The sequence below is a fragment of the Vibrio gazogenes genome (assembly GCF_002196515.1).
GTDB lineage: Bacteria > Pseudomonadota > Gammaproteobacteria > Enterobacterales > Vibrionaceae > Vibrio > Vibrio gazogenes_A.
This window is the reverse complement of the sequence record NZ_CP018835.1, coordinates 967,176-979,720: the sequence shown is the minus strand read 5'-3', so window position 1 is coordinate 979,720 and position 12,545 is coordinate 967,176. Positions and strand designations below refer to the sequence as shown.

Sequence of the window (12,545 nt, the reverse complement as noted above, 5' to 3'; positions counted from 1 at the left end):
AATATCGACAGACCTACACCTTACTTTAGCATTTTCTTTGCCAAAAATGATGTTTTTTTATGCGGTATGGTTAGAAATGTTAAAACCGGACGGTCACTTCACCGATTCCGGAGACTTGAGCATCAATGATTCGGTTGGATTTATCGTTTTTCACCCGAATTTGTTCTCCCAGATCACCGTCTGATAGCGCTGTGCCTTGTGTGATAATAGACAACCCATTCTTAATTGCTTTGATTGTCACGGTTTCATTACGACAGACAATACAAATATCTCGGTCACTAATGACATCGTTTAGTGGAATATTTCTTTTAACTTTTGCTCCGATCACTTGATCAATTGTCGAAAATCCTTGCTGTCGGAAGCGAAGCAGATCTACCATACCCAAACTAACATCTTGTTGAGTAATGATTTGTCCTCGATTTAGCGGGGTGGCAGCAAGCACGGCAGGAACTGTGATATTCAATCGAACTGGTACATAGATCCGCCAATTATCTGTCGGACATTCAACAAGAACAGTGATATGGCTTGCAGAACCATTTCTTGATGAGGAAAAAGCCTTTAATCCTGTTGGACAATCGGATGCTTGTATCCGATTATCAAGAGGTGCCGCTGTGGCAACAATTTTCCCGCCTGTTGGATGCTCGATAACAGTGGTAGCGTATTTCTCTGCGGTTTCTCTAATGTGATCAATTTGTTCTTGAGTTGCTGCCTGAGTCGAAATATTAAAGAAAACAGATAAAATGACGATAATGCTATAAAAAAGTTTAAAGAAAGCTCTACACTTAGTAAAAGGCAGAGGGGATAGACACAGTTTCTTGAACATGATTCTGGTTCCCTTAATTTATTCATCGCTTGTTGTAGACTATCACTTTTTTACAGAAAAAGTTTGAGAGATGGAGATGGGGTTATGACGGGTATTCTTGATTCTGTGAATCAGCGTACACAACTCGTTGGGCAGAACCGCTTAGAATTGTTGACATTCCGGTTGAATGGTCGCCAGCGTTACGGCATTAATGTATTTAAAGTAAAAGAAGTGTTGCAGTGCCCAAAGCTGACTGCAATGCCAAATCTACATCGTTTAGTAAAAGGGGTTGCCCACATTCGTGGACAAACCGTATCTGTCATTGATTTAAGCTTAGCGATAGGTGGTCGGGCAACGACTGATGTTGAGAAAAGTTTTGTCGTTATTGCTGAGTTTAACCGGACCATTCAAGCGTTTCTTGTTGCTTCGGTTGAACGTATCGTCAATATGCGCTGGGAAGAGATTCTACCTCCGCCTGAAGGGGCCGGGAAAGCAAATTATCTGACGGCAGTCACCAATATTGAGAACGAACTGGTTGAAATTATTGACGTTGAGAAAATCTTAGCGGAAATTGCGCCGGTTGATGAAACGATGGATTCAACCATTGCAGAAGAAATTGCCCATGCCGAAGAAAATAAGGAACAGGAATTTGTTCGTCGCATCTTGATTGCCGATGATTCAACGGTTGCCCGTAAGCAGGTACAGCGTGCAGTGGAGTCTATCGGGTTTGAAGTGATTGCGGTAAAAGATGGTAAGGAAGCTTATGATAAATTGGTTGAGCTTTCTGACACGGATAATATCTATAACCATATTTCCTTAGTTATTTCAGATATCGAAATGCCTGAGATGGATGGGTATACACTTACCGCTGAAATTCGGCGTAATCCAAAACTGAAAGACCTTTATGTTATTCTCCACTCATCATTAAGTGGTGTATTTAACCAGGCTATGGTAGAAAGAGTAGGTGCGAATACATTCATCGCGAAGTTTAATCCTGATGAACTTGGTAATGCGGTAAAAGCTGCATTGGTTGACACTGAGCTAAAGAGAAGTGAATGACTGCAATAACAATCAGCGAACAAGAATATAAAGATTTTTGCCGCTTTTTAGAGTCTCAATGTGGGATTGTACTTGGGGATAGTAAGCAATATCTAGTTCGAAGCCGTCTTAGCCCATTAGTTACAAAATTTAAGATGGATTCTTTATCGACATTACTGAAAGAAGTCGTGAGAGGTGTTAGTCGAGATCTAAGAATTGCGGCTGTCGATGCCATGACAACGAATGAAACCTTGTGGTTTCGTGATAGTTACCCCTTTACAGTCTTATCAGAACGGCTGCTCCCTGAATTAGCAGCGAATCGCAGGCCGATTAAAATTTGGTCTGCAGCGAGCTCTTCTGGCCAAGAACCTTATTCGATTGCGATGACGATTCTAGAAACGCAGCAGAAAAAACCTGGATTATTAACAAATTGTTCGATTACCGCGACAGATATCTCTTCAACAATGTTAGATATTTGCCGTATCGGTAGTTACGATAGTCTTGCGCTGGGACGTGGTCTATCCCCAGAGCGCCGCCGCAATTTCTTTGAAGATGCCGGAGACGGCAGAATGAAAATCAAAGATAATGTGAAACGTTTGGTGAGCTTTAAACCTCAGAATTTGATGGAAAGTTATTCAATGCTGGGTAAGTTTGACATTATCTTCTGTCGAAATGTCTTGATTTATTTCTCAGCGGATATGAAATCGAAAGTTCTCAATCAAATGGCTAATAGCTTGAATCCGAACGGATATTTGTTATTGGGAGCTTCAGAATCGTTAACCGGCCTGACGGACCGTTTTGAGATGGTGCGATGTAACCCCGGCATTATCTATAAGCTTAAATAAATAGCTTCATTCTCTTTTTAAACCCGGCATTGCCGGGTTTTTCTTTTCTACTACCACAGTATTGGTCTGAAATTTGCGTGTGTTTTAGGTTAAAGGTAATCGTTAAAGTCATGATGAAGTAAAGTGATGCTATGTTCACTATGATTATCTTAGGATGAGCAGTAAAAGTTAAAGTTGGTACACAAATTGCTAAAAGTTATGGTGTGGCAATCAATATATCCATGAAGAGGCGTATATGGCAATCTCATTTGATAAAGCGTTAGGCATTCACCAGTACACAGTCGGTGTCCGTGAGCGTAATGCAGAAATGATTTCCAGTAATATCGCACAAGCGAATACGCCGGGATATAAGGCCAAAGCTTTAGATTTTGACAAAGCATTACAAGCGGCAAGTTCGGGGGCAAGTATTAGTCTGACTCGTACCAATGGACGGCATATTCCTGCCTCCATGGCAGTGATAGGGGAAGAGCTTTACCGCATCCCGACACAACCAGATACCGGAGACGGCAATACGGTTGATGTCGATTTAGAGCGAAATCTTTTTATGCAAAATCAGCTTCGTCATCAGGCATCCCTTGACTTTCTGGGTGGAAAGTTCAAAGGAATGACCAAAGCGATTAAAGGGGAGTAAATTAGATGAGTCTATTTAACGTATTCAATGTTACAGGTTCTGCCATGAGTGCTGAATCTGTTCGTCTAAATACCACCTCAAGCAATCTGGCGAATGCTGATAGTGTGAGTAGTTCTGCAAAGGATACTTATAAGGCGCGTCATCCGATATTTGCCGCTGAGTTAAACCGTGCAAAATCGAAAGATGACTATACCGTACCGGTGAAAGTCTTAGGGGTCTTGGAAAGTAATAAACCATTAGTTGCGGAATATAACCCTGACCATCCTCTGGCAAATGCAGATGGTTATATTTATAAGCCGAATGTGAATGTGATGGAAGAAATGGCAAATATGATTTCAGCTTCACGAGCATATGAAACCAATGTTCAGTTGGCTGAAGCGAGTAAGCAGATGTTGCTCAGAACATTGCAGATGGGTCAGTGAGGTATAGGAGATAACATATGGCCGGAATAGATAATGTTGGTCAAAATGGCAGTTTGTCCTATATCGATCAACTCAAGAAACTTCAAGAGCAAAAAAAGCCTGATGAGGTCACTGGTAAACAGGATCTGAAACAGGAAGACTTTTTGTCACTGCTCACTAAACAGCTGTCACAGCAAGATCCATTTAAGCCGGTCAGTAATGATCAGATGATTGCTCAAATGGCATCATTTGCGACGGTTGATGGTATCGGGAAGATGAACACTCAGTTTGAGAGTCTCAACTCTTCGATGACGTCGAATCAAGCGTTGCAGGCCTCTTCATTAGTCGGTCGTGACGTACTGGTTCCCGGGGCCAGCGGTGTGAAGAAAGATCAAGGCAATATGGCGGCAATGGTGAAGCTTCCTGCGTCTGTCGATAATTTACTTGTCCGGATTGAAGATGCTGCCGGACAGCTAGTAAGAACATTTGATGTCGGGGCAAAACCAGGCGGTGATAACCGGATCGAATGGGACGGCAAAGATCAAAGCGGCAACCCTTTACCGGGAGGCAAATATAAAGTTAAAGCTTCAGGTCTCGTAGACGGAAAGAGCAAAGAATTTGATGTTTCAACTTATGCAAACGTCAACAGCGTTCTTCTTGGCAAAGGTGATGGTAACGTACTACTCAATCTGGCTGGCTTTGATTCGCCAGTTCGACTTGCTGAGGTACTGGAAGTAGGCAAAGCGTAATACGCTAGCTAGATAGGAGAATTCAGGATGTCATATGTATCATTAAGTGGTTTATCGGCCGCTCAACTTGACCTCAATACCACCAGTAATAATATTGCCAACGCGAATACCTATGGTTTTAAAGAATCGCGTGCAGAGTTTGGTGATGTATATTCAAATTCATTGTTTACCAATGCGAAAACAACGCCGGGGAAAGGGGTTCAGGTCAACAAGGTTGCTCAACAGTTTCATGAAGGGTCGAGTATTTATACCAACAACCCTATGGACTTGCGGATTTCCGGGACCGGCTTTTTCTCTGTAGCAAAAGATCGTCTGGTACCACAACAGAATGAGTTGACACGTAACGGTGCTTTTCACATTAACCATGATAATTATTTAGTCACTTCGAATGACGAATACCTACTCGGTTATAACGTGAATCCCGATACCGGTGATGTATTGTCTTATGAGGCATCACCGATCAATATCCCGGCTGAGTTCGGTAAACCGAAGCAGACCTCCAATATTGATGTCGGTGTTAACTTGCCGGCAAACGGTGACTTGAAAGATCCTGCACTGTTCGATTTCGAAGACCCGGAGACATATAACCGTTCGACTTCATCGACGATCTATGACTCGATGGGGCAAGCCTACAAAATGACGACTTATTACCTCAAGGATCAGACTCAGCCTAATACTTGGCAGGTCTATTATACGATGACCGATTCTGCTGGGGAAAAACCAATCAATATTGTCGGTGGTGATGCAACGACCCCAACAGGACATGTCGGTCATACCTTGAAATTTAATAATGACGGGACTTTGGCGAGTATAAACAATGGACAAAATGTTGTATCTGAACCGTTAGGTGCCGGCGCGAATCCAATCAACCTCAACGGTGCGGATATCAACCAAGTGCTTTCATTCGGTCTGGATTCTTCAACCCAGTTTGCGGCACCATTTGAGCTGACTAAGTTTGATGAAGATGGCGCGACAACCGGATTTTTAACCAAAGTCGATGTCAATGAAGAAGGTAGTATTCTTGGTACATACTCAAACGGTGAGAATGTGACCTTGGGTCGTGTTGCTTTAGTCCGGGTTCCGAATGAACAAGGGCTAGATAAGAAAGGCGGGACTCAGTGGGATTCGACTAATGCTTCAGGGGATAAGATCTGGGGTGAATCCAATAAAGGTTCATTTGGGACAATTAATAGTGGGACGTTAGAGCAATCCAATATTGATATGACCCAAGAGTTGGTTGATTTGATTTCCGCACAACGGAATTTCCAAGCAAACTCCCGTGCATTAGAAGTCCATAATCAGACCCAACAGACGATTCTACAAATCCGCTAATTGGGGACTTAGGTTGAACAACATTCAACCACGAACGGTCAACAGCCCCTAGTAACGTTTGACTCAGACCGACGGCAACGTCGGTCTGACTTTTTCCTCCCTCCGGCAATCTTGCGGCAAAAATAGCCTCTCTGTTTTAATTTGTGCTGCTAATTATCTGATTTACATAGATATTGCAAGTTGGCATACCTATTGCTTTATACCTATCGTATGGCGATGATAGGAGTAAATTATGGACCGTGCATTGTTTCTGGCAATGAGTGGCGCAAAGCAGAATATGCAGGAAATGCAGCTCAGAGCGAACAACTTGGCCAATGTGAGTACGACTGGCTTTCGGGCTGATCTCGCCCAAGCTCGTGCGATGCAGAGTTACGGTGACGGGCTACCAACTCGCGTATTCAATATGACGGAGCGTCCGGGAAATAATTTTGCTCAAGGCAGCGTCATGACTACAGGCAGAGATTTGGATGTCACCATTCAGGGTGATGGATGGATTTCGGTGCTGGATGATACAGGTACAGAAGGCCTGACCCGCAACGGAAACTTCCAGATTGATGTCAATGGTTTACTCACAAGTGGCGGTGGGCATCTGGTTTTGGGTGATAATGATGCACCGATTACCTTGCCGATTCCACTGAGTAAAATTGAGATCGGTAAGGATGGTACCGTGTCCGTCATTCCTCAAGGTGCACCAGCGGATGCTCTCGAAGTTGTCGGACGAATTAAACTGGTTCGCCCTGATAATCGTTCGTTATACAAAGATTCAGTCGGCTTGTTTCGGGCCAAAGAACCGAATACCGCATTCAATGCAGATGCGGGTGTGACTTTACTGACTGGTGCTCTGGAAGGAAGCAATGTCAATGCTGTTGGAGAAATGACCAATCTCATTGATCTACAGCGTCAGTTTGAAATGCAAGTCAAAATGATGAGTACAGCAGAAGAAATGGATAAAGCGTCCAACTCTCTGTTGCGCACCGGTTAATGAGTGAGAGGAGAAGAACATGCATCCAGCTCTATGGGTAAGTAAAACAGGTTTAGATGCGCAGCAGACTAATATTGCGACGATTTCGAACAACCTTGCGAACGCTTCCACAGTCGGCTTTAAAAAAAGCCGGGCTGTGTTTGAAGATCTTTTTTATCAGAATATCAATCAACCCGGTGGTCAGTCTTCGCAGAACACTGAACTGCCAAGCGGGTTGATGCTCGGTGCCGGCTCTAAAGTTGTAGCGACTCAGAAAGTTCATACCAACGGGAATGTGCAAACAACCAATAACAGTATGGATATGATGATTGAAGGCGACGGGTTCTTTCAGATCATGATGCCTGACGGCAATATGGGTTATTCTCGGAACGGACAGTTTACCTTAAATGCTGAGGGAACGATTGTCACATCCGGTTCCGGCTACCCATTACAACCTGAAATCGTGGTGCCACAAGATGCTGTCTCAGTGACAGTCGGCAATGACGGGCAGGTCTCTGTTCGGATCCGAGGCCAGCAAAATAATCAGGTGATTGGTCAGATTACGACGGTGGATTTTATTAACCCCGGTGGTCTGGAGCCTGTCGGCCAGAACTTATATTTACCTACCGGTGCTAGTGGTGATCCGCAAGAAGGGGTGCCTGGATTAGATGGTTTGGGAAATATCCGTCAGTCGATGTTGGAAAGTTCAAATGTGAATGTCACTGAAGAATTAGTCAATCTGATCGAAGCGCAGCGGGTGTATGAGATGAACTCCAAAGTCATTTCTGCGGTAGATAAAATGATGAGCTACGTAAACCAGCAGCTCTAATTGGGATGATATGAGAGGTATTCGATGAAGCGCTTATTCATTTTGGGATTCATCTGTTTTTTATCGGGCTGCTCGCTCATGCCACAGGGAACGACGGAAGAGCAAGATGAGAGTGGCACAACGTTGGTTGATGCAGTTGAAGGCGATAAATCTGAAGATACAAGTGGTCAGGGATTGCTGGATGGATTAACCCGACGTGCAGATCCGGTTGCCGATGATCCAGCCTGGGCACCGATCCATCCCAATCAACGTCCGAAGCATTATGCCGCAGAAACCGGTTCTTTGTTTAATCTCAGTGCTGCGACGAGCTTATATAATGATTCAAAGCCCAGACAAGTCGGTGACATTATCACCGTAACCTTGAATGAAAGCACCAAAGCCGCAAAAAGTGCGGATGCCGATTTATCGAAAAAGAATGATGCCTCGATGGATCCATTGGAAGTGGGTGGTCAGGAAATGAAAATCGGGGACTACAACTTTTCATACAAACTTGGCAACGATAATAAATTCTCTGGCAGTGCCGCAGCTAACCAAAGTAATAGCATTTCCGGTTCAATCACGGTTGAAGTCATCGATGTGCTTGCCAATGGGAACCTGGTCATTCGCGGTGAAAAGTGGCTGACATTGAACACGGGTGATGAATATATTCGTTTAAGTGGTACGGTTCGTCCGGATGACATTGACTTTGATAATACCATTTCATCGAATCGGATTTCGAATGCCCGAATTCAATATTCAGGTACAGGAACCAATCAAGATATGCAAGAACCTGGCTTTTTGGCACGATTTTTCAATATTGCTCTATAGGATAAGTTTAAACGTCGTTTTTTTGGCATAGAAGACGACGTGTATAGTAGCGAAGCACAAGGTAAATTGAATGAAAAAGTTAACACTTTTTTTGCTGGCGACACTGTTTGTTTCCTTACCGGGACAGGCGGCAAGAATTAAAGATGTCGCACAAGTGGCCGGGGTGCGTAGTAACCAGTTAGTGGGCTATGGTTTAGTCACTGGGTTACCGGGAACCGGCGAATCGACGCCATTTACCGATCAAAGCTTCAATGCTATGTTGCAAAATTTCGGCATTCAATTGCCGCGAGGTACAAAACCAAAGACTAAAAATATTGCCGCTGTGATTGTTACTGCCGAGTTGCCGGCATTCTCCAAGCAGGGACAGACGATTGATGTTACGGTTTCCTCGATTGGTTCAGCCAAAAGCTTACGGGGCGGTACACTCATGCAGACGTTTCTCAAAGGTCTGGATGGTCAGGTCTATGCGATTGCCCAGGGGAATCTCGTGGTGAGTGGGTTCAGTGCCGATGGCGCTGATGGCTCTAAAATCGTGGGTAATAACCCGACTGTCGGTATCATTTCCAATGGTGCCAGTGTGGAACGTGAAGTTCCGAATCCATTTGCCCGCGGTGATTACATCACCTTTAATCTGATTGACTCAGATTTCACTACCGCCCAGCGTATGGCGGATACCGTGAATCAGTTTCTTGGCCCTCAAATGGCGACAGCAATTGACGCGACGTCAGTGCAAGTCCGGGCGCCAAGAGATGCAGGACAGCGGGTCGCGTTTCTTTCTGCGGTTGAAAACCTTGAATTTAACACCGCCGTGGGTTCTGCGAAAATTATCGTGAATTCGCGGACAGGGACGATCGTGGTTGGTCAGTATGTGCGGTTAAAGCCTGCTGCTGTGACACATGGTGGCATGACTGTTGCTATCAAAGAGAAACTAGGTGTGAGTCAGCCCGGAGCATTTGCAAATGGTCAAACGGCTGTGGTACCAGATTCCGATATCTCTGTGAAAGAGAAGAAAGGGAAAATGTTTAATTTCCAGACGGGAGTCACGCTTGATGATCTCGTCCGTGCCGTGAATGAGGTCGGTGCAGCGCCATCGGACTTGATGGCTATTTTACAGGCACTCAAACAAGCCGGTGCGATCGAAGGCCAACTGATTATCATTTAAGGGGAAGCACGATGGTCAATGACGTAAAAGATATCGGCTTTGTTCAAGATATTACCCAACTGGATCAACTGCGTAAGCAAGCGGTCAGCGGTGATAAAACAAGTGAGAAATCAGCATTAACTGCCGCAGCTAAACAATTTGAGGCGGTGTTCACATCGATGCTTTTCAAGTCGATGCGCAAAGCGAATTCCGGTTTCGAATCTGACCTGTTACATAGTAAAACGGAAGATTTTTACCGCGAAATGTTAGATGAACAGATGGCGAGCCAATTGAGTTCTTCTGGCCGGTTAGGGCTTGCAGACATGATCGTCGCGCAGCTTTCTACCAATATTGATGGGCAGACGTCGCAAACCGCTGAAGAATCATCTCAACCCGATCCTTTATTACAGGCATTGGCTCGTGTCCGAGCACATCAACAGCAAGTTTCTGAGCAGGAAAGTATGACAGATGTTCATCAGTCTGCTGCTATGACGGAGCCGCGTCGATTCGATTCTCCTGAATCTTTTATTCGTACATTGAAGCCTTATGCTGAAAAAGCAGCTCGCGTGTTGGGGGTTGATGCATCAGTATTGTTGGCTCAGGCCGCACTGGAAACAGGCTGGGGGACTAAAGTTGTCGCGAATGCTCGCGGAAGCAGCCATAACTTGTTTAATATCAAAGCGGACCGAAGCTGGCAGGGGGATAAAATGGCGACGCAGACCCTAGAATATTATGACCAGACACCGGTTGTTGAAAAAGCTTCATTCCGATCTTATGACTCATATCAAGATAGTTTCAATGACTATGTTCATTTCTTGAAAAAGAATCCACGTTATATGACGGCACTGAATAATCATCAGGGGAATCCGACCTCTTTCATTGAGGGAATTCATCAGGCAGGGTATGCAACCGACCCTGATTACGCGAACAAAGTTCTGCGGGTTCGTTCTCAAATTCAGCAAATGGATTAGTTCACTTTCTTCCGCCCTCTGCCGGGCGGAAATTTCCTTCCGGCATCTTAATAACTCATTGTATTTTATCTGATTAAATTAATGGCATACATATTGCTTCATGTTGGTAGAAGGTTCAGTTTTTACTGATGATTTTTATCTTGTGGGGGCGGTATGGCGTCTGATTTATTGAATATTGGGACTCAGAGTGTCTTAACATCTCAAAGACAGCTCAACACCACTGGTCACAATATATCTAACGTAAATACAGAAGGTTACAGTCGTCAATCTGTGATTCAGGGCGTCAATGCCCCACGCATGTACGGCGGTCAGACCTATGGTATGGGCGTTCATGTGGAAAATGTTCGCCGCTCTTGGGATCAGTTTGCCGTCAAAGAGCTAAATATTGCCACCACAGATTACTCCTACAAGCGTGATACTGAGCAGAACCTGGATATGTTATCCAAGATGCTCTCTTCTGTTGCCTCGAAGAAAATCCCGGAAAACATGAATGAATGGTTTGATGCGCTTAAAACGCTCGCTGATAGCCCGAATGATATGGGGGCACGGAAAGTCGTGCTGGAAAAATCTCAGTTAATAACCCAAAACCTGAATGATTTTCATGAAACGATTCGTCGTCAGTATGAGACGGTCAATAAAGGGTTAGATCTCGGCATCAAGAGAATTAACCAACTGGCTTTAGAAATTAGAGATTTACAGCGTCTAATGATGCGGACTCCCGGGCCACATAATGACCTGATGGACCAACATGAAAAGTTAGTGAAAGAGCTTTCTGAGTACACCAAGGTGACCGTCACGCCACGGAAAAATGCCGAAGGGTTCAATATTCATATCGGTAACGGACACACCTTGGTTTCTGGTACTGAAGCCAGCCAGTTGAAGATGATCGATGGTTATCCTGATACGCATCAATGGCGTCTGGCGATGGTTGAAGGGAAGGGGATTAAAGCCATTACATCGAAAGATATGGGGGGCAAGATCGGGGCATTATTTAATATGCGTGATAACGAGATTCCCAATGTACTTGATGAAATTGGCCGCCTTGCGACCAGCTTCTCTTATGATGTGAATAAATTGCAGCGGCAGGGTCTCGATCTGAATGGTGATATCGGTGACTTGATGTTTACCGATGTGAATGATGAGCGGATAGCCAAAGAACGGGTGATCACCAGTAGTGAATCTGAAGCCGATATGGCGGCTTATATCGAAGATGTTTCACAACTAAAAGGTGGTGAGTATTCACTACTTTATGATGGAAGTGACTACATTGCTATTTTACCGAATGGTGAGCAGAAAGTACTTTCTCCCAGCAGTGGCGAAATCTATATCGACGGAATGAGAATTGAAATTCGCAATGAACCGAAAGAGGGTGAGCGAGTGCTTGTCCGGCCAACTCGTTCCGGTGCGGCAACCATCAAAATGGAAATGAACGATCCGGCAAAAATTGCCGCTCAGAGTTATGAAGCTTCAACCACCTTTGCTCAGGGAAGCGCCACTTTTAATATTGTACAGGCCGGTGATTTACGAGAGTTCGAAATTGATGTTTCTGAGTTGGGAGATACCTTCACGGTTAAAGACAAAGACGGCAACATCGTTGCAGAGAATCAAGCTTATCCGCCGTCTGGCCCTGTGACCGTGATGGGAACGACATTTGAACTGTCTGCTGGTGCTTTGCCGAAAGATAAGTTTACCGCGAACCTGGTGCCCTCAGAAGGGGATAACGGCAACCTGAGAAAAATGCAGGATATCCAGACAGAGAAGAAGCTGGACAATAGTGAGTCCACGATTCTGGATGTGTACCACAATCTGAATACCAATGTTGGTCTGAGAATGTCTACGGCGTCTCGGTTGACTGATGTAGCCCGACTCGAGAAAGAAGCAGCCCAAGAGCGGATTGCTTCTGTATCCGGGGTGAACCTGGATGAAGAAGCCGCCAACATGATGAAGTTTCAGCAGGCATATATGGCATCTTCGCGGATTATGCAGGCGGCCAATGACACCTTTAATACCATTTTACAGTTGAGATAGGGAGGAAGAG

At 44.7% G+C, this 12,545-nt stretch carries 13 protein-coding genes; 12 read left to right on the top strand and 1 reads right to left on the bottom strand.

Annotation, left to right across the window (positions count from 1 at the left end; genetic code table 11):
• Positions 1-79 precede the first annotated feature (79 nt).
• Positions 80-823: a flagellar basal body P-ring formation chaperone FlgA gene (gene flgA, locus BSQ33_RS04500; RefSeq protein WP_088133411.1), complete on the bottom strand. Its 744-nt coding sequence runs from the start codon at positions 821-823 to the stop codon at positions 80-82.
• A gap of 84 nt (positions 824-907) precedes the next feature.
• Between flgA and BSQ33_RS04495 the strand changes: the two genes are divergently transcribed.
• The 12 genes from BSQ33_RS04495 (at position 908) to flgK (ending at position 12,535) form a co-directional block, all read left to right on the top strand.
• Complete coding sequence (locus tag BSQ33_RS04495) at positions 908-1,861, top strand: chemotaxis protein CheV (protein WP_088133410.1); 954 nt, start codon at positions 908-910, stop codon at positions 1,859-1,861.
• Complete coding sequence (locus tag BSQ33_RS04490; RefSeq protein ID WP_088133409.1) at positions 1,858-2,685, top strand: CheR family methyltransferase; 828 nt, start codon at positions 1,858-1,860, stop codon at positions 2,683-2,685. The genes BSQ33_RS04495 and BSQ33_RS04490 overlap by 4 nt, the downstream gene beginning before the upstream one ends.
• A 235-nt stretch (positions 2,686-2,920) precedes the next feature.
• The gene (flgB, locus tag BSQ33_RS04485) at positions 2,921-3,316 is read left to right on the top strand and encodes a flagellar basal body rod protein FlgB (protein WP_088133408.1); all 396 of its coding nucleotides are present in this window, start codon (positions 2,921-2,923) and stop codon (positions 3,314-3,316) included.
• A 5-nt stretch (positions 3,317-3,321) separates the two neighbouring features.
• Positions 3,322-3,738 (top strand): flagellar basal body rod protein FlgC, encoded by a 417-nt coding sequence (gene flgC / locus BSQ33_RS04480; RefSeq protein WP_038183591.1) that lies wholly within the window; start codon positions 3,322-3,324, stop codon positions 3,736-3,738.
• Positions 3,739-3,755: 17 nt separating this feature from the next.
• The gene (gene flgD / locus BSQ33_RS04475; RefSeq protein ID WP_088133407.1) at positions 3,756-4,466 is read left to right on the top strand and encodes a flagellar hook assembly protein FlgD; all 711 of its coding nucleotides are present in this window, start codon (positions 3,756-3,758) and stop codon (positions 4,464-4,466) included.
• Positions 4,467-4,493: 27 nt separating this feature from the next.
• A complete protein-coding gene (flgE, locus tag BSQ33_RS04470) occupies positions 4,494-5,798 on the top strand; it encodes a flagellar hook protein FlgE (protein ID WP_088133406.1) in 1,305 nt (434 codons plus the stop codon).
• Between the two features lie 232 nt (positions 5,799-6,030).
• Positions 6,031-6,780, top strand: a complete 750-nt coding sequence (locus BSQ33_RS04465) for a flagellar basal body rod protein FlgF (protein WP_088133405.1) — start codon at positions 6,031-6,033, stop codon at positions 6,778-6,780.
• 19 nt (positions 6,781-6,799) lie between these two features.
• Positions 6,800-7,588: a flagellar basal-body rod protein FlgG gene (gene flgG / locus BSQ33_RS04460; RefSeq protein WP_088133404.1), complete on the top strand. Its 789-nt coding sequence runs from the start codon at positions 6,800-6,802 to the stop codon at positions 7,586-7,588.
• Between the two features lie 24 nt (positions 7,589-7,612).
• A complete protein-coding gene (gene flgH / locus BSQ33_RS04455) occupies positions 7,613-8,395 on the top strand; it encodes a flagellar basal body L-ring protein FlgH (protein ID WP_088133403.1) in 783 nt (260 codons plus the stop codon).
• Between the two features lie 70 nt (positions 8,396-8,465).
• Entirely contained in the window at positions 8,466-9,557 is a 1,092-nt protein-coding gene (locus BSQ33_RS04450) for a flagellar basal body P-ring protein FlgI (protein ID WP_088133402.1), read from the top strand.
• 11 nt (positions 9,558-9,568) lie between these two features.
• A complete protein-coding gene (gene flgJ / locus BSQ33_RS04445) occupies positions 9,569-10,507 on the top strand; it encodes a flagellar assembly peptidoglycan hydrolase FlgJ (RefSeq protein ID WP_088133401.1) in 939 nt (312 codons plus the stop codon).
• 153 nt (positions 10,508-10,660) lie between these two features.
• A complete protein-coding gene (gene flgK, locus BSQ33_RS04440; protein WP_088133400.1) occupies positions 10,661-12,535 on the top strand; it encodes a flagellar hook-associated protein FlgK in 1,875 nt (624 codons plus the stop codon).
• Positions 12,536-12,545: the final 10 nt, after the last annotated feature.

What these genes read in the sequence shown, in the direction of transcription:
- flgA (WP_088133411.1), bottom strand. Translation starts at nt 823, where the DNA reads ATGTTCAAGAAACTGTGTCTATCCCCTCTGCCTTTTACTAAGTGTAGA.
- BSQ33_RS04495 (WP_088133410.1), top strand. Translation starts at nt 908, where the DNA reads ATGACGGGTATTCTTGATTCTGTGAATCAGCGTACACAACTCGTTGGG.
- BSQ33_RS04490 (WP_088133409.1), top strand. Translation starts at nt 1,858, where the DNA reads ATGACTGCAATAACAATCAGCGAACAAGAATATAAAGATTTTTGCCGC.
- flgB (WP_088133408.1), top strand. Translation starts at nt 2,921, where the DNA reads ATGGCAATCTCATTTGATAAAGCGTTAGGCATTCACCAGTACACAGTC.
- flgC (WP_038183591.1), top strand. Translation starts at nt 3,322, where the DNA reads ATGAGTCTATTTAACGTATTCAATGTTACAGGTTCTGCCATGAGTGCT.
- flgD (WP_088133407.1), top strand. Translation starts at nt 3,756, where the DNA reads ATGGCCGGAATAGATAATGTTGGTCAAAATGGCAGTTTGTCCTATATC.
- flgE (WP_088133406.1), top strand. Translation starts at nt 4,494, where the DNA reads ATGTCATATGTATCATTAAGTGGTTTATCGGCCGCTCAACTTGACCTC.
- BSQ33_RS04465 (WP_088133405.1), top strand. Translation starts at nt 6,031, where the DNA reads ATGGACCGTGCATTGTTTCTGGCAATGAGTGGCGCAAAGCAGAATATG.
- flgG (WP_088133404.1), top strand. Translation starts at nt 6,800, where the DNA reads ATGCATCCAGCTCTATGGGTAAGTAAAACAGGTTTAGATGCGCAGCAG.
- flgH (WP_088133403.1), top strand. Translation starts at nt 7,613, where the DNA reads ATGAAGCGCTTATTCATTTTGGGATTCATCTGTTTTTTATCGGGCTGC.
- BSQ33_RS04450 (WP_088133402.1), top strand. Translation starts at nt 8,466, where the DNA reads ATGAAAAAGTTAACACTTTTTTTGCTGGCGACACTGTTTGTTTCCTTA.
- flgJ (WP_088133401.1), top strand. Translation starts at nt 9,569, where the DNA reads ATGGTCAATGACGTAAAAGATATCGGCTTTGTTCAAGATATTACCCAA.
- flgK (WP_088133400.1), top strand. Translation starts at nt 10,661, where the DNA reads ATGGCGTCTGATTTATTGAATATTGGGACTCAGAGTGTCTTAACATCT.